The following is a 21,146-nucleotide window of genomic DNA, read 5'->3' as shown; positions in this document are numbered from 1 at the left end:
AAGAGAGCTAAACATTAGATTACAAAGTGCAAATTTGGCTGTAAGCCCTTCTCCGCAGTCTAGAAGTCGATGGAACGCTAAAGCGATTGCACATTCTCAATATTATGACTTTTTGCATAATTATACCAAAAAGCAAGATTTTACGTCACTGATGTTGAACATAGCTGAGCGGTTACGAAGTAATTACTGCATCAATTAATTCATAGAGATGCTCACTTTGATAACCTTGTTTTTGATGGAACTAGAATAGGCATTTTGGACTTTGACACCATGTATTTATGAACTTGCAGTAGCGTTAAATCATTTTTATGAGTTAGAGCAATGGGAATATAAAAATAAGAGCCATACTAGTTTATCTGTTTTAAACAAAGCATTATTAAATGGATACCAAAAGCAAATAGAGCTTTCAGATTTGGAATTGGCAAGCCTCCCTTTGCTTAGAGCAATACATCTTTTCGGAGTTCTCGGGTGGACTATTAAACAAAAAGATCTGCCTGAATGTCAATTATGGTTAGCTCAAAATTTTGCTTTAGGGGTAAAACAAGTTGTAATATTATTAGATTCTTATGAACAAAGTTTTGTTTTTAGTAAGTTCGGTATTTGGCGACAAATAAGTTGGGAGAGGCAAAAGAATCTTCTTCGGTTCTATACCCAAAAAATATGGCAAAAATTACCAAAGTTATTCCTCAAATAAAACTTGAAAATATATTTAATTTAAAGCGCGATCGTAAAAAAACAATTCGAGATTTTTTTATGAAAGTAAGTGTTGCAATTCTAACTTACAATCACGAAAAATATATTAGACCTCTTGCCTGAATCAGGCAATTGCTAAACTAAGTCCGCGATTGTACAGACCAGCAATGAGGTTAAAACGCAGTCCGAATCGACGGCGACGATTGCGATATGTCTGTGCCAAAATCCGAAAACCCTTGAGACAGCGAATAACGTGTTCTACATAAATTCTTTGTTTTGCTAGTTGTCGATTATAATCCTTTTCTCTTGGACTGAAAGATTTCTTTTTTGACTTTTTAATAGGGGTATAACTTGAGTGATGAGTTTTCTTAATCCCTTGATATCCTTTATCTGCCATGAGGTCTATCTCGTTTAATGGTTTGACTTTGCTTCGTTTAAATAGCTGAAAATCATGTTCTTTTCCTGTTTTGTGCGCTGTACAAATAATTTTCTGGCTTTGAGTTTTAATTACTACCTGAGATTTTAAAGTGTGTCTTTTTTTCTTCCCACTGTAGTAGTTTTTCTGTTTTTTTGGGGACGTTCGATGGGGCTTTATCCCACATCTACTCTCACTACTGACCATTCTCTTTCTTTCTCAAACAGTGTCTTCTTTCCAGGTAAACTGAACTTGTTTGAGTTAATCAACTTGTCTTCTACTCGATGGACTATTCGGCATACTGTAGACTCATGAACTCCCCAAGACTGAGCAATATGCAAGTAAGTACGATATATGCGGAGCGGTATCCTTTAGGACTCGCGCCAATATTCTAGAGCTATTAGCAATTGGTCTTCTAGATCTAGCTTTGGCTGTCCCCCTTTGTGATTTGGTTTCGGTAATTCTGGTTTGAGCACCTCTACCATTTCCTTGAACAACTTCGGTTTGACTCCGCATATGCGCAGCGGTATCCTTTAGGACAAACGTTTAAATTCTTGCTCTTTGAGATTTTTTATTTGTTTGTAGATCATTTATCTTATGTCTTCTTTAGCCTACTTTTCTCATTTTTTGTCTATTCATGCAAGAGGTCTAATATATTTAAGATAATTTGGCGTTATATTAGTTGGCTGTGATCTAAATCTAATCCTGATTAAATAACCTTTTTAAGAATAATCTTATTCATTAAGTGATTATGAACTACAAAACAAATGCTACGTCAAAGACGCAGAGAGAGCTGATAATACAGTAGAGTTTTATTGTGATCGGTAAAAGAAAAAGTTTCGTATATATGATACCAAGGCAGGTGATAGTAAATGCAGAAACAAAGAGCGTATGTTATTTTAATTTTGGCATTGATCGCAGCAGCGATCGCCATCCTCACGACGATTCCCCCGCAGCTAGGACTAGATCTTAGAGGAGGAGCGCAATTGACTATTCAGGTCAACCCTACTCAAGAACAGCCTGATGTTCAGCCAACTCTTGACGACGTTGAGGCGGTACAGCGCGTATTAGAAAATCGGATTAATGAATTTGGTGTTTCAGAAACCACAGTTCAAACCATCGGCGAAAATAAAATCTTGATTCAGCTACCAGGAGAAAGCCAACCCGAAGAAGCTGAAAGACGTTTAAAAGGAACGGCAAAATTAGAGTTTAAGCAACAAAAGCCAGGTACGGAAGGCGAGTTGAGAGCCGAATCTCAGGTTAAACAGCAAAAAGCATTAGAACTAGCTATTTTAAGTCGGAACGAGCTAAAGTCACAAAATCAAGAAAAATTAGCCCAAGCTCAAGCATCTCTGCAAAAATCCAATCAGGCGATCGCAGCCTTGTTTGAATCTGTCGGTTTAACTGGGACAAATTTGACTGATGCACGTGCCCAGCCCGACGCTTCCGGCAACCGTTGGGAAGTAGCAATTAATTTTAATGATGCTGGCGGAAAAAGATTTGCCGAGCTAACCAAAAATTTGGCGGGGACTGGTCGTAGTATTGGTATTTTCCTCGATAATGAACTGATTAGTTCTCCCGTAGTTGGCCCAGAATTTGCCGCTACAGGGATCTCAGGCGGTCGAGCTGTAATTACAGGTAACTTTGATTTAGAAGGGGCAAAAGACCTAGCAATTCAGATCAAAGGCGGTTCACTACCCTTCCCTGTTGCTGTAGTCGAAAACCGTACTGTCGGAGCAACTTTGGGTCAAGATAGCATTCGACGCAGTATTATTGCTGGCGTTATTGGCTTGGTATTGGTCTTAATCTTCATGGTGGTTTACTATCGCCTACCAGGAATTATTGCCGATGTTGCATTAATTGTCTATGCCTTACTTACTATGGCTTGTTACGCTTTAGTAGGAGTTACTTTAACTCTTCCTGGAATTGCTGGTTTTCTGCTGAGTATTGGGATGGCGGTAGATGCCAACGTGTTGATCTTTGAGCGCACTAGAGAAGAATTGCGGGCAGGTAAAACTCTCTATCGCTCAGTGGAATCAGGTTTCTTTCGCGCCTTTTCCAGTATTTTGGATAGTAATGTAACCACCGCGATCGCCTGCCTCGCTTTATTATGGCTTGGTTCGGGTCTGGTTAAAGGTTTTGCCATCACTCTTTTAATCGGCGTATTAGTTAGTATGTTTACTGCCATTACCTGTAGCCGTACTCTAATGCTATTGGTAGTGCTGGGCAACTCGAAGGTAAGACAAAAACCAGAATTATTCTGTCCTAATATAAATGTCAGTAATCAGTAATCAAGACAATGAAATTTAGTGTTACTAAACAGCGAGGCTTGTGGTGGGCTATTTCGGGAACGGCGATTCTTGGCAGTATTGCCGCCATGATTTTCTCTTTGACCAGCATAAACGCACCGCTTCGCCCAGGTATTGACTTTATTGGCGGTACTCGCATTCAAATCGCCAGAGATTGTTCGGTAACAGGTAACTGCGATCGACCTATAGACGCGGCTCAGGTACGAGAAGTCTTAGCAGCACAAGGATTAAGCAACAGTACGATTCAGCTATTAGGAGATGACCAACAAATCCTTTCAGTGCGAACCGAAAATTTAGACGGCGATCGCCGTAGCGAATTACTTAATTCTCTCAGTGAGGCGATCGGCACATTTGATCGCCAAACCGCACAAATTGATTCTGTAGGACCAACCGTTGGTGAAGAACTTTTTGTTTCAGGCATCTTAGCCTTATTGGTGGCATTTTTTGGCATCATTGTCTATCTAAGTATTCGCTTCCAGTTTGATTACGCCCTGTTTGCGATCGCTGCTTTGCTTCATGATGTGCTAATCACCGCAGGGGTATTTTCTCTGCTTGGTCTGATTGCTGGTGTAGAAGTAGACAGTTTGTTTTTGGTGGCGCTGCTGACCATTGTTGGTTTCTCAGTTAACGACACTGTCGTAATTTATGACCGCATTCGGGAAAATTTGGCTGCCAATCCAGAGCAAACAATGAATCAGGTAGTTGATAGTGCCGTAATTCAAACTTTAGGGCGATCGATCAACACCACTTTGACTACTTTGCTACCACTAATCGGTATTTTTCTGTTTGGAGGACAAACACTTAAGTTCTTTGCGCTGGCTTTGATTGTGGGTTTCACTATAGGTGCATACTCTAGTATCTTTGTTGCCAGTACTCTGCTAGCCTGGTGGAGAAATAAAAAAGGTAAAAAGGCGATCTTGTCTGACCTGCCAGCATCGGAATAAGATTCAAAAGTAAAGCAAGTGACTACAAATCAATCTGATTTTGAGCAGAAGGTAGCCAGGTTACATCGACTAACAGTTTATGGTCGCTGGTTGTTTGTTTTGGTAAGCTGGTTAACTTTCGGTTCTTATGCACTTTGGAATTTAAAAGAAGAAATTGCCCTCTGGCTTGACTACTTTACCTGGGCAGCAGTTTACTATGGATTTCACTTTAATTTTTTGCCGACTCTTTGTTTGGCTTTTTGTGTCGGCGTTACTATTTCTGTTTTAATTTGGCAAAGTCGCAATATTATTTGGGGTTTACCTGCTGAGGAACAGCGTCAATTAGAAAAACAAGTCAAAAAAATTCAGGCAAGAGGCAAAAAACACCCTCTTTGGCGATGGATTAACAATTAACTGCTGTTTATTGCCATAAATATAAGTCTTTGGTCAGATGGAAACAGCCTTAGATTAATCGTACTTTTGGAAAGAAACTAATTTATTCAAAGTATCAACATAGGTAGGAAATTACTAAATGCTATTAAAAAGCAAAGAAGACGATGCATTGGTGGAAATTGCTGAAGTCATCGATTTAATCGATCCTTTTAAAGAAGAAGTAATGGTACAAGTTCAAGAAGGACAGAACGAACAGCCTCCCGAACCAGTTAAGAAATCCGATCTAGTTTTTCCTTCGGGCGAAAATCTTCCCCAATGCTGGATAGATAGTAACTATAAATCTAAATCTAAATAGATTACCAGAAAGTGTATTGCTCCAGCATTTTTAAATTTGCTGACAAGAATTGGTGCTGTTGACCCATTTACTTGGTTGACAGTGCTTTTATTTATAATCATTCCTCTCACGGGGTGACAAAACGTAATCTATCAAGCATAAAAACTCCGGCTTTAAAGAAATAAAAAATTAAAGGGCGCAAATAATTTATTTGCACCCCAAAAGCGGAGAATTTTCTTATTTAAAATTATGATTCAGTTAAACCACCAAAGGCACCTTTTAAAGCTGCGATCGCATCATCTGCAGCACCCCAAATATTAGCTTCAGGCTCTTCTCCAACTAGTTCACGCACACCATAGTAGTAAATAATTGTTTTTAATTGTTCTTGGTGAGCGCGGTTTTTAAAGTTTACCTTGTTGATCGAGTCGATAGATTTTTGCAGAACACCATCAGTTGCTTGGGCTGATTTATGAATCAACAAGCCTGTCATAACTAACTGATGTTTTAAACCCTCATGCTGGAGTAGTTTTTCATACAGAGCTAATTGATTTCCTGACATTATTTCTTCAATTTTGCTGGACATACTAGTCACTGTATCGCTAGACTCGGCAGACATTCCTAATTCTGTAATGGCTTCTTCCAGCGCCGTGATACTTTTGCGATCGTCTTCTAGCATATCAGTAATAGATTTAGTAACTCTTTCGTTACCTTGTGTTGCTGCTAATAGCTTATCTTCATTAGAAATCATCAAATTTTGCAATACTTTCAGATCTGCTAACTTGGTGGCGATCGCCTTTTTTTGGGTTGCATCTAATGTCTCTGGCATTATAATGTATTGCTCCTTTTTTAACTGTATTACTTAATCTTCTTAGTCTGACGCAAAATTAAAACAGCAGCATCTAACTTATGGTTGATCGCCGACAGCAATTAATTTTTATAACTTTAGAAAGACGAAAAAATGCGATTAGCACTTAATTATCTCGATGTGACTTGAGCGTGCCAATCATTGCTTATTGTTTTACGGGATCGAGGTAATTTATACCAGGGGAGATAGGGATATTGATGATGTTCCCAATGATAACCAAAGTGGTAACAGGTAAGAAAAGAAAACAAGTCTGAATAATTACTGCTTTTAGCTCGATGGCGATCGCTATATCCTTCTTTTCTCGGGCGGTGGGGTAAAAATGTGCCAAAAGTAAATAGCTGTAGTGAACTAATAACAATCGGAATTACCCAAAATAAGAAGATGTTAGCAATAGAAATATGAAAGAAAATTAAGATCCAAAAGATAATTGACATACCCCAAAACAAAATCCAAAATTGCTTTCCCTTTTGGTAATCTTTCATAAAATTACCGTACCAAATTAGAAAGTTATACGGATTGGCTGCATAAAAATCTGGATCTTGTTCACTAGCAGGATGATTATGGTGTAGCCGATGATTTTTAGCTAGTGTTTGATAAGGTAAGATGGCATATAAAAACGAAGTTAAATAGCCCATCAAACTATTGATCTGCTTATTTTGGCAAACTACACCGTGGATCGCATCATGAATGATGATAAATAATCCTGTATGCAAAAAGGCTCTCAACCACATTGCTGCAATAATTAGTAGCCACGGCAAATGATCGAGATCTAGCTTCAATAATCCGATCAAACTTACTGCCCACAGAACTATAATCGTAATAGCGATCGCCATGCTTACCCAAGAATTAGTTTGAGTATTTAATGAGATTGAGTTAGGTCGATTGACCATAGGTAAACTAAGATTAATTGGTGACATTTTTTGCTTGAGCATTTTGCTTTGGAGAAGATATGGGTGCAAGCAATGTTTCTAACTGCTGAAGGATTAAACCTTTGGATTCTTGTTCTTGAATAACCAAAGCTACTAAGTGAATTACTGATAAAGCGAGCGCTACTACGGATAGAATATAGCCATGCAGGGTGTAAAAACGCACAATTGTGCTGGTATTAACCCCACCACCACCAGTAAGAATATTTTTAATTGTTTCTCCGACTAGGGGAATGGCGGCGATCGTTCCTAATTCAACTTTTAAACGCCAGAAGCCTAGCTGAGTCCAAGAAAGAATCATTGCTGTCCAGCCTAAACCGATAGTAGACAAGGTTAAAACGATTCCGCTAATCCAGGCAGTAAGCCAACTACGTCTAAATTGTCTGCCTAGAAACATGACTATTAGCTGAACCAAAGAAACTACAATAATTCCGTTTCCTGCCCAGTGATGTAGTCCATAGATTAGCGTTCCATTGGGTACGTCTGTAACAATTGTGACAAGAGACTTATAGGCATTCCCCGCCTCTGGTTCATAATAAAAGCCAATTAATATGCCCGAGATAGCTGCAATAATTGCCAGGGTCAAAATTACGACGGATAGGACAGTTGCGCTTCGCCGTAAGATGAAGTTGTATTTAAGAGAATTCATTTGTTGCTGTGTGGATGAATATAGCAAACCTATTAGTTTACAACTGGATTTTTGGAATATATGATGAGGTTTAATTCCAAAAAAATAAGAGATTTCAGTTAAATTAAACTTTGATTAACTTACTTTCTCTCAGTACTTTGCTTTACTTAAATTGCTTTTGCTAATTTAACTAGTAGAATGTTTAAATTAGCAAAATAAATATCTAATTACATAATACCCAATTGCCCAAGAATGCCTTGTCCAGTAGCAATTTCTACCACAATGGCAGAGACAAATCCAATCATCGCTAGACGACCATTCCATAGTTCAGCAAATCGAGTAAATCCTAGTTTTGGTTCTGGTGTTTGAGCTTGCATATTATTAGACCTCGTTAAACTTATTTATTTCTAGTTGCTTGTTTATAATGTAACGAAATGTTATTTTGAACAACTCTATCATAAGTCATAAGATCTAAATACTAAAATGTTCATTCAGAACAGTTTAGATTAATAGCACCAGGCTAAAATTTTATTGTTAAAGTAATTGAGCTTATCTCAATAAGGTTCACCTAATATAGCGTTTCTCAAATTAATAATCAGGTATATTAACGCTCACTGTCTAATCTGATTTAATCTGCTTTTGTTCCCCGTCTTACGTGGTTCTACTAGCTACGCGCGACGCAGCATAGCCCACGCGCTTTCTCAAACGAAACCGTGTATCTCTCTCAACTGAGAATTGCTACAATGCGTTACTAATAATTGCTCAAACCAAAAAAGGGTCGGCATTGCCAACCCCTGGGTAAATATTTTATTGTATTGATTGATATTTAGAATATCTAGGATTCGTTAGCAGGTACAACTTTTACTTCTGTTGTAGTTACCTCTTTAACTCCTTTGATCTCCTTTGCCAAAGGCACAATGGTTTCGTATTCTTCCTGACTAGGAACTGTACCCGCGACTACTACATTACCGTTTTCGGCTTCGACAGTTAGTTGAGAGCGAAAAATATTCGCCTCTAGTTTAGCTCGAACTTCGCTTTCTAGATCCGAATCGGCTCTTACCTGTTCGTCTCCTAAAACTTTGTTGCGTTGTTCTCTAGCACGAATGTCTGCATTCAACTGGTCTTGACGAACTTCGTTACTAGCATCTTCATTAGTTTCTTCAACTTCAGCCGGGTTTTCAACTTGAGCACCATCTTCAACGGAAGTAGGGGCATCACCACTAGTTCTAGCTACATCGCAACCGACTCCAGCCAAAAGTAATGTACCGCTTAATAAGAATAATGTTAGTTTGTTCATTTTGTTTTTGATTTAATTAATAATGAGTTTGTTAGCCTGAGAAGCTGGCTTTTTAGTAAAGTTTGAGTAAAGTGTTTCTAGCCCACCGTGGCTACTGAACCACCATCTACTCGATAATTTGCACCGACAACAAAGCTGGAATGCTGAGAGCAAAGAAAAGCAATTACCGCAGCCACTTCTTCTGCTTTACCTCGGCGATGTAGTTCTAGATGAGGACGCTTTTCATCGAGAAAAGTTTCGATCGCCTCGTCAAAACTCATGCCTTTTTCTTGCGATCGCTTTTCCATCATCGCGTCAGTCATGGGACTGGCAATATAGGCAGGAGAAACAGAGTTGATTAAGATACCATCTTTAGCGTAAGCTTTTGAGAGGTTTTTAGTTAGGTTGAGTATTCCTGCTTTAGCTGCACAGTATGGCATTTCATCGGTGTATGGTTGCACTGCATCTTCAGAACCAATTAGAATAATTCGGCCCCAGCCTTCCTGCTGCATAATCGGAATAAAAGCCCGACAGACTCGTACCGCACCCATGAAATCAACATCAATAGTTTCTAGCCAGTCTTCATCGGTTAACTCTAAAAACTCTTTAGTTGCCCCAGTGATGCCAGCACAATTAACCAAAATGTGAACTGCACCAAAGCGATCCAAGATTTGCTGCTTTGCTGCTTTAATCTCATCAACATTTTTTAAATCTGCTGTAACTGTTAATACTTCACTAATTTTACCGATTTCTTCGGCGGTAGATTTTAGTTTGTCTACGGTTCTATTCAACAGCGCAATTTTTACTCCCTCAGCTGCAAGTAACTTAGCGGTGGCTTTTCCTATTCCTGAGTCTCCGCCGGTAATGACAGCTACTTTTCCTTGAATCCCAAAATCCATATTTTTCTCTATTTATCCTTGAATTACCTCACCTGCTCGATCACAGATGTAGTCTGAATTGGCGGTAAGTTTGCATTTACAAGTTATTCATAATTTTCGGTAATTTGAAATTAACTAATAACTGGCAATAATTAGCGATCCTCTATACATTTTAACCAGCTCACTCGTCGAATAAAATTAATTATTTCTTCCCTTTACGTTTCATTCTTCGCTATTTTGCTAAAATTGTGCTCTATCTTTGGTGTAATTGTGACGACTTGAGCCAAGATAGAAAATACCTATTTAGACTTAGTTCATTGGGAATAGGCAACTTTACCAAGATTTGGTATGGCGATCTCTTTTCAACCAAAAATGGATAGCGATCATAACTAAAGTAGATATTCTCTTGGTAGATAAATTTGCCGAAAGTTTTGGTGTCAATCATAAACTTGCCGTGAGTAATTCATAATATTTTATTAACTAAAGTTATTCTTAATGGTTAATTAGATAATAATTACTTTTCTGTATTGTCACTACTTCACAATATATCTTTTAATTTTCACAAGTTGTTTGGGAAGAATATGAATATAGCTTGTCTGTAAGGCTATGCTTAATTCTTGCACCCTAAATTCATGACGACAGAAATTAACAGTAAATTTGAGCAAGTTTGCGAGCGCTTGAAACAATTAGGTAATGGCGTTGCTGATTTGGCTCAAGATCATGCAGATATTTTAGATAGTTCTGATGTTCAAAAGTCTTTATTAGAATTTCGACAGGCTTATGAAGAATCGGTAACTAGGTTGGAAAATCCTCATTTTACGATTGCGACTATTGGCACAACTTCTTCAGGAAAATCAACGATTGTTAATGCGTTAATTGGGTGTAAAATCGCCCCCATCGAAGCAGGAGAAATGAGTGGGGGTATATTAACTATTAAGCATTCCCAGGAGTTTAAAAGTTGCTTCTAAAGTACGGATGATGATGTCTGACCAAGCATTACAGATCGCTCCAGAATTAGAACTTCAGAAAATGTTATTGGCTGATGTTGCTACTCAGGGATGGGCTGTAGCTATTGCAACAGAGGCGCATTTACTATTATAAGTTGGAATGTTTGATGAGGCACAAGAATTACTCAGTTTAGAAGTTTCAAAATTCCAACAAAATGCCGAACAATGGGCAAATAATTTATTAAATACAGAACGCCCTGAACTAAATATAGCCTATCGATTTACAGCCCCAGTATTTAAGCAACATATTAGTCAGGAGAGAGTAGCTAGAATCGTCAATGTTTCTTCACGCGATCGCAATTTATTTCTAGAGCAAAAGCAGGAAAAGTATGATGATATTGAGGTTGAGTTTCAAATGTCTTATGCCTCTCAACTTGATCTGGGTTGGATTTATCAGCAAGTCGCCATAGCCGAATATTTAGATACTTTTAGCGAGCTATCAGCTAAATTAGAAACCTTACAAGATTTTGCTTTCCTATGCCAAAAAATTGGAGTTAAAAGTAGTCTGGAATTATTATCTAGTAAACAAGAAGAGGCTATTTGGTACACATTACCTTGTTGAGCAAGAAATAAATACAGAGTCTTCTTCCGCACTTTTAAAATTTTAAAATAAAAGGGAGCGATCGCTCCCTTTCAAAGAGACTGTAAATTTAAATTAGTTTGATGTTTTTCTTAACTAACCAATCAAGCATAAAAAACTAGCGTCGATCATCTTGCTCACTTATGAGTAAATAGTAGAGAAACAAAAAAGTGCTTATTTATGTCGGAAATCCATCCCTGTGATAATTCTTTCTTGCTACTACAATATTTACTGCCCGATTTTTTTGTCTCAAAATAAATTTTTGGTCAATTAATGAAGCCGAAAATCAGTTGACGATACAAGTAAAAACCCAGAATATACAGGCAGTTTGTCCAATTTGTAATTCAAAAAGCTCTAAAGTTCATAGTAATTATCAGCGATCGCGTCTTGATGCAGTCCTTTAGGGCATATCGCTCATGGGGCTTGCACCGCTTAGTTTGGGGGTTTCCCCCAAGACCGCCCTAAAGGATTAGCTCCTTACGTCGCCTCCGCTGCATCGCTATTAGATGTATCTTGGGGTAACTATCAAGTCTGCTTAAAACTTTCAACTCAGAAATTATTCGGCTCGAACTCAAATTGTGAGCGTCGAATTTTCACTTCTTCGATTGCCCAAAATAGTTGCACCTTGGGGGAGACGAACAGAACGATTAAATACTCAACTACTCAAAGTAGGTTTAGCACAGGGAGGATTGCCTGGTTCTCGTTTGACTCAGCACTTGGGAATCAGAATTAGTCGCCAAACTTTATTGAGATTAACAATGAAGATGCCATTACCATCTCATCGGGTACCAAAAGTTCTAGGAGTAGACGATTGGGCATATCGCAAGCGTCATACCTACGGTACTATTTTGGTAAATTTAGAAACTCTCGTCAACCAATAGATTTACTTTCCGACCGCACAGCTATAACTTTAGCTGAGTGGTTAAAAGAACATCCTGGAGTAGAAATCATTTCTAGAGATCGAGCAAAGACTTATAAAGAAGGAGCATCAAGAGGATGTCCAGAAGCCATTCAGGTGGCAGACCGCTTTCACTTACTACAAAATCTAGCCCAGATGTTAGAAGTAGTATTAAACCAACATCGAACACTGCTTAAAAATGTGGAAGATGAGACCAATAATTGTCCGATTATTGAATCTGAAAAAGTTGTAGCTCAACCTATTCAACCTCCTCCGAATCCTGTAGAGGCTCTCAAACTTGCCGAAGTAAGACGGGAGCAAAGAAAAGAAAAATACGACCAGCTATGGGCTTTACACAAACAAGGTTTCACAGGAAGAGCTATTGCTCGTCAACTGGGAATTGGCAGAAGTAGTGTATTTCGCTATCTTCGCAGTCCAACGTTCCCTGAAAGGAAAGGAAAAAGTGATAAGGGGCGCAGTAAAGTTTCTCCTTATAATGAAATATCTTTTAGAAAGATGGAATTCTGGCTTTCATGATACTCAAAAACTCTATGCCGAAATTAAAGCACAGGGTTATCAAGGCAGTTATGTTACTTTAGCCAGATATACTAGTCGTCTGCGTCAAGCTCAAGGATTCAAGCCCAGACAGAAGGCACCTGAATCTTTGCCCAAAGTGTTTGAACCTAAAAAGTCTTTAATGACTGTACGTCAAGCAGTATGGCTAATTTTACGCCAAGCCATAAACCAAAGCGAGGCTGAAACTGAAGCCATTGAATTACTAAAAAATCAACATCGAGATCTCAATACTGGAATCTCCCAAGCAGATGGATTTTGCCGAGCTAGTTCGTCGAAAAGCGGTGCGACCCACAGCTTGCTTCGCAAGCAAAGTCCTGCGAAGCAGGACGATGGCACGAATAGTGCCGTTCGGCGTAAGACGCAAGGGCCTCGGTGCGGTTTAACCGTGAACGCGCACCAAGAAACCAGACAAATTAGCACAATGGTTGAAAAAAGTCGAGGAAAGTAAAATCAGAGCTATTACTGGTTTTGCTTGCCAAACTACAAGATGATTTAGATGCAGTCAGGAATGGAGTGACTTATCAATGGAGCAATGGGCAGGTTGAAGGTCAAGTCAATCGACTCAAGATGCAAAGAGCGTCAGAGGTGTGGACGTGCCAATCATGAGTTGCTAAAGAGAAGATTTTTGTGTCCTGTTTAATCAGTAGCGATCGCCCTGTTTTTCGTTTCAGCAAAATTGTGCAAGACCCGTATTTTGATTTACTGAACAAGTCGATCGCCTGAGAGAAAATCAGCCTATATTGACTTTGACGACTTTATCTTTTTCTGATTCGGCTTTGGGTATAGTCAGATTGAGAATCCCGTCTTTGTATTCAGCTTTGACGTTATTATTTTCTACGCGAGTAGGTAAAGGAATGACACGACGGAAGCTACCATAGCTAAATTCGCTCCTGGTCATACCTTTTGCTTCGGTTTTAGTTTCCGATCTTCGTTCTCCAGCGATCGAGACAGCTTCCGCCGAAACTTCAATATCGATGTCTTTGGCATCCATCCCTGTAACTTCTAGTTTGAGATGGATTTCTTCAGGAGTTTCTGACATTTCGGCAGCAGGGACAAAATCTGAGGTTAATCCGTCTGTAGTCCTTAATGTTATATTGTTAAACAAACGGTTCATTTCTTTTTGTAAGCTGTCGATTTCTGAAAAGGGTTGTTAACGAACTAAAGACATAATATTTACCTCCTAAACTAGGTAATAATTTTCAATTTTTAGTGTTTGAGGTCGAACGAGTTCTGAAGTTAAATTGACTTTAGTGAGTAATCTGTTATGTTGCTGGCTTACAACATTAAATGTACAATAATGACACGAAAACCAAGTTCAGTTTAATCTCCTCAACAGGTTGAAATTTCCGTATTTTTATCCATTCAATCTGCAACGTTTGATTGCTTTTTCGCTTTGGAAATCCGTTGAAAGAAATTAGCAAGTTTAGTTTTCAACTCCTTAAAGGTATGGTGGGAATGTTCACCAGCCTTGAGTTGCTTGGCTAAGTTTTTCAGCTTGATTTTAAGTTCATCATATTCAACGTCGGCTTCGGCGTAGCCCAACTTCTGGGATAACTTAAGTTGAGTACGGGCATCTGCTAATAGTTGCATTGCTTTGTCGCGATCGCTCTCGGCCTGTTGACTGAATCATTCATCGATTTTTATCAGTTACTGGGCTGTTTAAAGAGTTATCGCTACCTCTTGTCTTTCTATTTTTTCCTCAAAAGTGTCGGCTTGTTTCATCCGAAATTTTCACTTCGGTGCGACGGCATTTTAACCTGTAGACAATTCTATTTTACAATGGCTAGAGCCTTTGATATATAAAGATTTGATGTCAAAAATGTATCGATAAATATTTCATATGCCCTAAAGGACTCTATCACGGATACCGCTTCGCGACACGAAGTTAGTCCTTTAGGGCATATAGCTTCGCGTCGTCCTTTAGGACTGCTAAATAAATTTAGCTCTAGTCTCGTTCCGAACCTAGCTCGTTTATATCCGTGGGCTAAAGCCGCACGGCATTACACTCCACTAAGGTAAGTTTTCCCTTTTCCCTTTTCCCCCCTCTGCCTATTCTTCATCGTTACCAGCCGAAATTGCGCCCACGCTTCGCGATCGCATTTAAATCATTGACGGGACTGGCGCGATCGGCAATTTCCTGTAATAAATAATTGGTAACTTTTTCAATGCCTCGTCTCATTAATAATTTGCGGTACGCCAAATTTATTTTCTAAGACTACATTGCGTCTATTTATTGTGCCAGTAACCACCTGTAAGTAAAATCTGTTTTCGGTTAACTCGTCTGGCAACAGCAACAATTATTTCAACTAAAGTGTTGTGGAACTTGGCTGAAATTTCAGCTGTGGAAGTTTGGTCGATCGGCTCGGCCAAAATTTCTTGAGTAATTGCTAGCCAATGTAATATAAAGATATTATAAAGTGTAACTCAAAAAACTTTCTTTAATACTATGTGTATGTTATGGTATTTAAAATTTAAGATTAGAAATTCTAAAATCTAAAAATTTGAGTCGCCATTGCTTTTTGTAACGACAATACTAAAAGCATAAAATTATACAAGTTTTATAGTTAAAGTATTTTATTTAACTTATATCTTGATTATGAAACAGCTTTGAACAACAATATATTTTTAGTTAAAAATATATTGTTGTTTTGTTATTTGAGAGGTATCTATTTTGAATTTGCCAAACTTAGCAGAAAATTTAAGCTTTGAGTCATCTCACAAGCAAATGTTGAATATTACTGACCAGTATAACTTTAACTACGAAATTCTTGATCGTCAAACACAGATTAGCGTTAAACAAAAAACCTCTGAGATTAAAGGCTTAATTCGTCAAACAGCAAAAGACATTTTAAAGGTGGGGCAAAAGCTATCTGAAGTCAAACAACAACTAAGACATGGGGAGTTTAGAAATTGGCTGAAAACAGAATTCAATTGGAGCATTTCTTCAGCAACAAAATTTATGCAGGTAAGCGAACAATTCAAAAACGTAAATTTTACGCATTTTAATTTTGCTGCTTCTGCACTCTATGTTTTAGCTGCTCCTTCAACGCCTGAAAGTGCTAGAAAATATGCCTTGCAACTTGCTGCTGAGGGAGAAAATATTACTTATTCTCTAGCTAAATTAGTTGTCAAACATCACAAAGAATTAGCTAAGATAGATACTTATCTACCAAACCAATTGAATTCGAGTAATATAACGCACTTGAATACTCAAGAATTGGATACTCAAGAAATATTGTCAGAAGTTGATGTTATTCAAAAAAATGTTGCTAGAAACTTTGACAAAAGCGTCCGAATTATTGCAATTAAACAAGAAAGTCCAAAATACATTGAAGACAGAATTCAGGACTTTGAGATTATCTATGCTGGTAATTGTATTGCAGTAGAGGGCAGCCCTAAAAACTTGACGATTTTATTCAAGAAAATGCAAGATAATCCTCAGTTTGCTGAAGATATTTTCAGGCAAGCTGAATTGTTATCTGAATAGCCAAAACTAACAGATTAAGTGAGTAATGATGTTACTTGGTATTTTTGGTGGTTGAATACCCTTTCCTATTTCCTCTGCTTTTTTTACTTAACATTATTGAATGTGTATTGGTCTTAAATAAAACAAATATAAGTGTATTTCGCCATTCTTGTATATAAGCGATCGCACTCTCAAAGGCTATTGCCGACGTTAAAATAACACTTAATATTCTTTTATTTCTCGAATATGCCTGCGTCTTTCAAATACCTCACCGGTTACAGTTTTTTAGATCGGTAAAATACAGCATCAATTCTCTTGGTGATTTTTAGAAATTAACTATTAGCCTAGTAATTGTATTTTTAATATCTCAGATAAGCAAAAATTAATGTAATTAACTAGTTAATTTAACTAGTTAAATATTCCTTTTGTTTACACTTTAAGCTGGTGTTTCAAGGCATAATTTTGACTACAAAATTTTATAGTATTAAACAAACATAATATGATCTCTTATCTAAAATTTTTGTGATATGATAATTGCTAAAGTTACTTGCATATATCTTCCCAAAATATCAACCGAATAACCATAACGAAAAAGTATTTTTGTTGTGGATAAAAGCTATCCTATCAATCAATGTAAATAGAAAATTCATACCTTTAGGAGTATTTAGGCTATGCCAGGTAAACGTAGCAGAAAAGGCACAAAGCAAAAATTCAATTGTCCTTATTGCCATACAAAATTATGGCGCATGGGAAGTCCAAAACATTATCTTTATTATCAAGAAATATCAGAGGTACAAAAACATCTCAATATTACTCGCAAAAAGGCAAGTTTTTTGATAGCTCAAAATAATATATATCTCGACAGAAGCTCTTGGATTGAAGATTTTTGTTGCGAACAACATGGAACAATGTGGTTAAAAATTTCTCGTAAGGTTGATAGTTCCATGAAAGTATCTTTGGCTACTGTTGAAGATTGGAAAAAATCAACTGGCACGATTAATCCTAATTTTCCTAACCCTTCTGTTAGTGAATTTAGCTATTCTATGAGTCGTAAGCCTCAGATAAAATCCAATACTTAAAATACCACAGATAGATAAAATCTCTTCTATAAAGAGCAGTGTTTAAATCGCAAAAGCATACTTTCTTGTCATATTTGAGCTTTAAATTTTGTGAGAAAGTAGCTCTGTTAACTAATTAACTTTGATAAGAAATATTTCATAATAATTAAATTAAATCTACAGTGTGCAATACTAAAAACATGTTAATATAAACAAAATTATTAGTTCCAAAGTAATAATTTTAAAAGTATCGAGTTACACAAATATGGCCTTTAAAATGTTTTATTGTTCTTTTAGTAGAGATAAATAAAACGCGCCAAAGCCAAGAGTATTACACTATTAAAAAATCAAATTAATAGTAAGCACTAATCTGGATTTTTAAACGAATTGGCGTTCATATACTCCTAGTTAAATATTCAGTTTAATAGTTCTAACTTTAGCAACAGATTTTCTGTTGAAGATTATTCGAGAAGACACCAGTGAGTGAACTTTAATAATCTTAGGAAGTAGAATTATAGTGTCTATTTTTAAATAAGCATTAACTCATTTAATTATTCAGCATTACTCAATATTTGAGTGTTTGACGATGATAAAATCACTTCAACTGGCTAAGCCTAGCTTGAGCCAGCAAAACCCTTTGGTTAGCGTAATTATTGGTAATTACAACTATGGTTATTTTCTAGCTGAAGCGATAGAGAGCGTTTTACAACAAACCTATCGCCATTTTGAATTGATTGTTGTTGATGATGGATCGACTGATAATTCACGAGAAGTTATTGAATCTTATCAGGAATTAATTGCAATCTTTCAGCCCAATAGTGGTCAGGGTGAAGCTTTTAACGTCGGAATTACTAAAGCTCAAGGAGAAATTATTTGTTTTCTTGATGCTGACGACTATTATCATCCTGATAAATTGAGGAAAATCGTTAGCGCTTTTTGCACCCATCCCCGATGGGTGCAAATATCTCATGGGAGGATTGCAGTAGATCGCGACGGCACTCCTATTGGCAAGGGTTCTAAAACGCATAATCAAGGAGATGTTAGCCACTTACTATTGCGATGGGGTAGATATGCCATGAGTATAACTTCAGCATTAGCTTATCGTCGTCAAATTTTAGAACAAGTTTTGCCGATTCCCACGACGAGAAACGAGGCTGCCGATACATATCTGACGGCAGCAGTACCTTTTTATGGTGAAGTCGGCTGTATTGATGAACCGCTAATGTTTTATCGCATACATGGTAATAACTTACAGGCACGTACTGATAACATTCAATTTTTGCTCGAACAGCGTGAATCAAATGCTAATTATATCAATGCAACGGCAGCAAAAGTGGGATTGCGCGATCGCTTTGACCTAGAGCGAGACGCAGACTATCGCAGCCTAAAAGCAGTCCAACAAGGGACTTTCTCTTTCATCGAAATGATCCAGGTGATTTGGCTCTCGTGGCGAGAAAGCAGAGCGATTAAACGTAGCTCTAGAGATATTTTAGAAAGACTATTAAGACGTGGTCTTTGTGTCTTGATACCCTCAGAAGGAAAAGCGATCTTGCGTCTTGGATTGCGGGGTTATTTTCGTAGACGACTAACTCGTGTAGGACAACGATTTACTTCAGTCGCAACTAAATAACTAGATAAATGAAAGGAAGTATCAAATAATAAAATTACTCGATCAGTAATGAATCATAATTTTAATGTTATTCGCAGACATCGTAATCCTTTGCTGGCGATCAATCTGATGTTTTTAATTGCAACAGTATTTTCAGCAACAGTATTAGCCGATTATTTTTCTCCTCCAGTATGGACGGCGAAGGCAAAGTTCAACGTACCTAATTCCGGAGGCAATCTAAATGCTGATTTAGGTACTTTAGGGAGTATCAAAGATAGTAGTACAGGTTTTTCTCAGGAATTAAACCCTTTAGAAATTCAATCTACCATCATTACCAGCGATGCTGTAATCAATGAAGTTTGGACAAACGATCCTGAAAAAGAAAGTTTTCCCGGGTTAGAAAGCTTCAAAAACCTGTTTACTGTCGAGCCACTGCCTCAATCGACAGTTATTTCTGTCGAAACTCAAGGTTCTAGTTCGGAATTGGCTTTAGCAAGAGCTACTAATTTAGTAGAAGTTTTTCAACAGCGTCTGAATGAATTGCGCTATTCGGATGCTGATTTTCGGCAAGAATTTGCTCAAGAAGAGCTTAAACAAGCTAAAGATAACCTGCTTAAAGCTGAACAAGAACTGGCTGAATTTCGACATCTTACAGGTATTGTCGATAGCGACGCTCAAACTCAACAGCTAGTCAGTTCCATTAATGAACTTAGAACCCAGCTGACTCTTATTCAATCTGAGGCGGAGGCTGGTCAAACTAGAGCAGAAATTGCCGCTAATTATTTTAAAACTACTCCCGAAAAAGCAATCCAATCGCTAAATTTAGCAGAAAATCAAGAATATCAAGAAGCAAGACAAAAGTTAGCTCAAACGGAAATTGAGTTATCTGATGCTCGCGGTAACTATAAAGACTCTAGTCCTCAAGTACAAAATCTTTTGTTTAAACGCGAACAACTGACCCAGGAACTAGAACAAAAAATCAGCAAGATACTTCCTGGTGTTAGTCGTCAGGAGATTGATGCCACCTTAGGTAACAACGGCTCGACCAAACGTCTGGATATAATTGCCGAGTCTCTAGCTTCTCAGACAAATAGTCAAGGATTCCAACAACAAACAATTCAAATTCAAAATCAGATTGATAAACTAACTAATGAACTTAATAATATTTCCGCCAACAAAACCAAGCTAATTGAACTAGAAAGAAAACACGACATTGCCGAGGGTGTCTATAAAGGAATTGTTGCTCAAACCAATCGAGCCAAAATTGATAATTTTAACAGTTATCCTAATGTGCAATTAATCGATGGACCGATTCTCAATGCAGAACCAGAAGAACCCAGTAAGAAACTGATTCTATTTGGCGGTTTAATGGCTTCAATATTTGCTAGCGTTAGTCTCTTATTGTCTTTGGAATCTGCTGCCCCTCTGCTAAGTCCTAAAGATTTGATGTTGTTAGAAATTCCAGTTTTGTTTAGTATTGCTCGTCTGAAACAGCCCTATTTGAACTGCAATAGCACTTGCGAGCAACAATTAAAGGAAGCAAAGAGTAATGAAGTAAATTCCCGTCCTCTTTTGAACCCTGCTCTTTCGTCTGATTTACCCCCATCAAAGAACTTGCCATTATATAAAAACGGCCAAGTAGTAGATGATTGGCAAGATAACGATTTGACAGTAATAGAGTTTGAGCGTCTGGCAACAACTTTTCATTCTTTAGTTTTAAAGAATCATCGTGTAATGATTACCAGTGCGACGGCTGGTGAAGGGAAAACTACGATCACTTTAGGACTAGCGATCGCTCTTAGAAAATTGGGTTTCAATGTCTTAGTTGTCGATGCCGACCTGCAAAGAGCTAGCCTGAGCAGACATTTTGGCGTCATCCCAAAACAACAAAAAACTGACTACACAAAAATCAAACCCACTATTAACCTCAGCCATGGACTAAATTTAATGCCAGCTCCAGCAGTACCCAAAGAGGATATAGCTCAATTTTTTGCCACGGGGCAGTTTGAACAACATCTCGAGCGAGTACAGGCAGAAGGTAATTACGATTATGTCCTGGTGGATACTCCCCCTATTAGTTTAACTAGTGAAGCGATGTTGATGACTCCGATAATCGACAACGTACTGTTTGTTGTCAGACCAGGAAAAAGCGATCGCCATTCAGTGATGGATAGTTTGGAACAGCTCAAATTACGCAAAGCGCAAATCAAAGGCTTGATTTTAAATGAAGTTAATTCTTCTAGTAGCAATTATCGCTACGGATATCACCTAAAATCACAACCAGCTCTTGCTGCCGAGATCTTGCAGTAGCA

24 protein-coding genes and 1 pseudogene are annotated in these 21,146 nt (G+C 37.8%); 16 read left to right on the top strand and 9 right to left on the bottom strand.

Annotated elements, in window-relative coordinates:
• Positions 1 to 262: 262 nt before the first annotated feature.
• Positions 263 to 694, top strand: a complete 432-nt coding sequence (locus V6C71_23990) for a hypothetical protein (GenBank protein ID HEY9771518.1) — start codon at positions 263 to 265, stop codon at positions 692 to 694.
• A gap of 123 nt (positions 695 to 817) precedes the next feature.
• Here V6C71_23990 and V6C71_23985 read toward each other — a convergent pair.
• Positions 818 to 1,638: pseudogene (locus V6C71_23985) on the bottom strand (IS5 family transposase).
• A 342-nt stretch (positions 1,639 to 1,980) separates the two neighbouring features.
• Between V6C71_23985 and secD the strand changes: the two are divergent.
• The 4 genes from secD (at position 1,981) to V6C71_23965 (ending at position 5,088) form a co-directional block, all read left to right on the top strand.
• Positions 1,981 to 3,399 carry a protein translocase subunit SecD gene (secD, locus tag V6C71_23980; GenBank protein HEY9771517.1) on the top strand — a complete coding sequence of 473 codons (1,419 nt, stop codon included), beginning with the start codon at positions 1,981 to 1,983 and terminating at the stop codon, positions 3,397 to 3,399.
• 8 nt (positions 3,400 to 3,407) lie between these two features.
• Entirely contained in the window at positions 3,408 to 4,361 is a 954-nt protein-coding gene (secF, locus tag V6C71_23975) for a protein translocase subunit SecF (GenBank protein ID HEY9771516.1), read from the top strand.
• Positions 4,362 to 4,379: 18 nt separating this feature from the next.
• Positions 4,380 to 4,754 (top strand): hypothetical protein, encoded by a 375-nt coding sequence (locus V6C71_23970; GenBank protein HEY9771515.1) that lies wholly within the window; start codon positions 4,380 to 4,382, stop codon positions 4,752 to 4,754.
• Positions 4,755 to 4,872: 118 nt separating this feature from the next.
• Positions 4,873 to 5,088, top strand: coding sequence for an acetyltransferase (locus V6C71_23965; protein HEY9771514.1), 216 nt, complete (start codon positions 4,873 to 4,875; stop codon positions 5,086 to 5,088).
• A gap of 226 nt (positions 5,089 to 5,314) precedes the next feature.
• On the opposite strand, the gene V6C71_23960 is transcribed toward V6C71_23965, so the two are convergent.
• From V6C71_23960 to V6C71_23935, 6 genes are all read right to left on the bottom strand, one after another.
• Positions 5,315 to 5,893 (bottom strand): hypothetical protein, encoded by a 579-nt coding sequence (locus tag V6C71_23960; protein ID HEY9771513.1) that lies wholly within the window; start codon positions 5,891 to 5,893, stop codon positions 5,315 to 5,317.
• 149 nt (positions 5,894 to 6,042) lie between these two features.
• Positions 6,043 to 6,849: a fatty acid desaturase gene (locus tag V6C71_23955; protein HEY9771512.1), complete on the bottom strand. Its 807-nt coding sequence runs from the start codon at positions 6,847 to 6,849 to the stop codon at positions 6,043 to 6,045.
• Positions 6,836 to 7,507, bottom strand: a complete 672-nt coding sequence (locus tag V6C71_23950) for a cytochrome b N-terminal domain-containing protein (GenBank protein HEY9771511.1) — start codon at positions 7,505 to 7,507, stop codon at positions 6,836 to 6,838. Before V6C71_23950 ends, V6C71_23955 begins: the two co-directional genes overlap by 14 nt.
• A gap of 206 nt (positions 7,508 to 7,713) precedes the next feature.
• The gene (locus tag V6C71_23945; protein ID HEY9771510.1) at positions 7,714 to 7,863 is read right to left on the bottom strand and encodes a chlorophyll a/b-binding protein; all 150 of its coding nucleotides are present in this window, start codon (positions 7,861 to 7,863) and stop codon (positions 7,714 to 7,716) included.
• Between the two features lie 458 nt (positions 7,864 to 8,321).
• Positions 8,322 to 8,783: a BON domain-containing protein gene (locus tag V6C71_23940; GenBank protein ID HEY9771509.1), complete on the bottom strand. Its 462-nt coding sequence runs from the start codon at positions 8,781 to 8,783 to the stop codon at positions 8,322 to 8,324.
• A gap of 77 nt (positions 8,784 to 8,860) precedes the next feature.
• A complete protein-coding gene (locus tag V6C71_23935; GenBank protein HEY9771508.1) occupies positions 8,861 to 9,661 on the bottom strand; it encodes an SDR family NAD(P)-dependent oxidoreductase in 801 nt (266 codons plus the stop codon).
• Between the two features lie 611 nt (positions 9,662 to 10,272).
• Here V6C71_23935 and V6C71_23930 point away from each other — a divergent pair.
• The 7 genes from V6C71_23930 to V6C71_23900 all read left to right on the top strand — a co-directional run bounded on the left by V6C71_23930 (position 10,273) and on the right by V6C71_23900 (position 13,307).
• On the top strand, positions 10,273 to 10,608 hold the full coding sequence (locus tag V6C71_23930; protein ID HEY9771507.1) for a dynamin family protein: 336 nt from the start codon (positions 10,273 to 10,275) through the stop codon (positions 10,606 to 10,608).
• Between the two features lie 7 nt (positions 10,609 to 10,615).
• Positions 10,616 to 10,741 carry a hypothetical protein gene (locus V6C71_23925; GenBank protein HEY9771506.1) on the top strand — a complete coding sequence of 42 codons (126 nt, stop codon included), beginning with the start codon at positions 10,616 to 10,618 and terminating at the stop codon, positions 10,739 to 10,741.
• A gap of 6 nt (positions 10,742 to 10,747) precedes the next feature.
• On the top strand, positions 10,748 to 11,209 hold the full coding sequence (locus V6C71_23920) for a hypothetical protein (GenBank protein ID HEY9771505.1): 462 nt from the start codon (positions 10,748 to 10,750) through the stop codon (positions 11,207 to 11,209).
• Positions 11,210 to 11,805: 596 nt separating this feature from the next.
• The gene (locus V6C71_23915) at positions 11,806 to 12,108 is read left to right on the top strand and encodes a hypothetical protein (GenBank protein HEY9771504.1); all 303 of its coding nucleotides are present in this window, start codon (positions 11,806 to 11,808) and stop codon (positions 12,106 to 12,108) included.
• Complete coding sequence (locus V6C71_23910; protein HEY9771503.1) at positions 12,039 to 12,662, top strand: transposase; 624 nt, start codon at positions 12,039 to 12,041, stop codon at positions 12,660 to 12,662. The genes V6C71_23915 and V6C71_23910 overlap by 70 nt, the downstream gene beginning before the upstream one ends.
• Positions 12,622 to 13,149, top strand: a complete 528-nt coding sequence (locus tag V6C71_23905) for a hypothetical protein (protein HEY9771502.1) — start codon at positions 12,622 to 12,624, stop codon at positions 13,147 to 13,149. Before V6C71_23910 ends, V6C71_23905 begins: the two co-directional genes overlap by 41 nt.
• 20 nt (positions 13,150 to 13,169) lie before the next feature.
• Complete coding sequence (locus tag V6C71_23900) at positions 13,170 to 13,307, top strand: hypothetical protein (protein ID HEY9771501.1); 138 nt, start codon at positions 13,170 to 13,172, stop codon at positions 13,305 to 13,307.
• 124 nt (positions 13,308 to 13,431) lie between these two features.
• Here V6C71_23900 and V6C71_23895 read toward each other — a convergent pair whose 3' ends face one another.
• Both V6C71_23895 and V6C71_23890 read right to left on the bottom strand, forming a co-directional pair.
• On the bottom strand, positions 13,432 to 13,815 hold the full coding sequence (locus V6C71_23895; protein HEY9771500.1) for an Hsp20/alpha crystallin family protein: 384 nt from the start codon (positions 13,813 to 13,815) through the stop codon (positions 13,432 to 13,434).
• 248 nt (positions 13,816 to 14,063) lie between these two features.
• Positions 14,064 to 14,291 (bottom strand): hypothetical protein, encoded by a 228-nt coding sequence (locus V6C71_23890; protein ID HEY9771499.1) that lies wholly within the window; start codon positions 14,289 to 14,291, stop codon positions 14,064 to 14,066.
• Between the two features lie 1,081 nt (positions 14,292 to 15,372).
• On the opposite strand from V6C71_23890, the gene V6C71_23885 reads away from it, so the two are divergent.
• The 4 genes from V6C71_23885 (at position 15,373) to V6C71_23870 (ending at position 21,144) form a co-directional block, all read left to right on the top strand.
• Entirely contained in the window at positions 15,373 to 16,188 is an 816-nt protein-coding gene (locus tag V6C71_23885) for a DUF3102 domain-containing protein (GenBank protein ID HEY9771498.1), read from the top strand.
• Positions 16,189 to 16,838: 650 nt separating this feature from the next.
• Complete coding sequence (locus tag V6C71_23880; protein ID HEY9771497.1) at positions 16,839 to 17,246, top strand: hypothetical protein; 408 nt, start codon at positions 16,839 to 16,841, stop codon at positions 17,244 to 17,246.
• A 565-nt stretch (positions 17,247 to 17,811) separates the two neighbouring features.
• On the top strand, positions 17,812 to 18,855 hold the full coding sequence (locus V6C71_23875; protein HEY9771496.1) for a glycosyltransferase: 1,044 nt from the start codon (positions 17,812 to 17,814) through the stop codon (positions 18,853 to 18,855).
• A gap of 48 nt (positions 18,856 to 18,903) precedes the next feature.
• Positions 18,904 to 21,144, top strand: a complete 2,241-nt coding sequence (locus tag V6C71_23870; protein HEY9771495.1) for a P-loop NTPase — start codon at positions 18,904 to 18,906, stop codon at positions 21,142 to 21,144.
• Positions 21,145 to 21,146 lie beyond the last annotated feature (2 nt).

This window comes from Coleofasciculaceae cyanobacterium, from assembly GCA_036703275.1.
In the GTDB taxonomy this organism is placed as follows: domain Bacteria; phylum Cyanobacteriota; class Cyanobacteriia; order Cyanobacteriales; family Xenococcaceae; genus Waterburya.
Note: the sequence above shows the minus strand (reverse complement) of the source record. Positions and strands in the feature narration are given on the sequence as shown.

Coding starts and splice junctions, on each gene's coding strand:
- V6C71_23965 (HEY9771514.1), top strand. CDS start 4,873: ATGCTATTAAAAAGCAAAGAAGACGATGCATTGGTGGAAATTGCTGAA.
- V6C71_23890 (HEY9771499.1), bottom strand. CDS start 14,291: ATGCAACTATTAGCAGATGCCCGTACTCAACTTAAGTTATCCCAGAAG.
- V6C71_23875 (HEY9771496.1), top strand. CDS start 17,812: ATGATAAAATCACTTCAACTGGCTAAGCCTAGCTTGAGCCAGCAAAAC.
- secF (HEY9771516.1), top strand. CDS start 3,408: ATGAAATTTAGTGTTACTAAACAGCGAGGCTTGTGGTGGGCTATTTCG.
- V6C71_23935 (HEY9771508.1), bottom strand. CDS start 9,661: ATGGATTTTGGGATTCAAGGAAAAGTAGCTGTCATTACCGGCGGAGAC.
- V6C71_23940 (HEY9771509.1), bottom strand. CDS start 8,783: ATGAACAAACTAACATTATTCTTATTAAGCGGTACATTACTTTTGGCT.
- V6C71_23895 (HEY9771500.1), bottom strand. CDS start 13,815: ATGAACCGTTTGTTTAACAATATAACATTAAGGACTACAGACGGATTA.
- V6C71_23870 (HEY9771495.1), top strand. CDS start 18,904: ATGAATCATAATTTTAATGTTATTCGCAGACATCGTAATCCTTTGCTG.
- secD (HEY9771517.1), top strand. CDS start 1,981: ATGCAGAAACAAAGAGCGTATGTTATTTTAATTTTGGCATTGATCGCA.
- V6C71_23960 (HEY9771513.1), bottom strand. CDS start 5,893: ATGCCAGAGACATTAGATGCAACCCAAAAAAAGGCGATCGCCACCAAG.
- V6C71_23950 (HEY9771511.1), bottom strand. CDS start 7,507: ATGAATTCTCTTAAATACAACTTCATCTTACGGCGAAGCGCAACTGTC.
- V6C71_23925 (HEY9771506.1), top strand. CDS start 10,616: ATGATGATGTCTGACCAAGCATTACAGATCGCTCCAGAATTAGAACTT.
- V6C71_23905 (HEY9771502.1), top strand. CDS start 12,622: ATGAAATATCTTTTAGAAAGATGGAATTCTGGCTTTCATGATACTCAA.
- V6C71_23930 (HEY9771507.1), top strand. CDS start 10,273: ATGACGACAGAAATTAACAGTAAATTTGAGCAAGTTTGCGAGCGCTTG.
- V6C71_23955 (HEY9771512.1), bottom strand. CDS start 6,849: ATGTCACCAATTAATCTTAGTTTACCTATGGTCAATCGACCTAACTCA.
- V6C71_23945 (HEY9771510.1), bottom strand. CDS start 7,863: ATGCAAGCTCAAACACCAGAACCAAAACTAGGATTTACTCGATTTGCT.
- V6C71_23920 (HEY9771505.1), top strand. CDS start 10,748: ATGTTTGATGAGGCACAAGAATTACTCAGTTTAGAAGTTTCAAAATTC.
- V6C71_23880 (HEY9771497.1), top strand. CDS start 16,839: ATGCCAGGTAAACGTAGCAGAAAAGGCACAAAGCAAAAATTCAATTGT.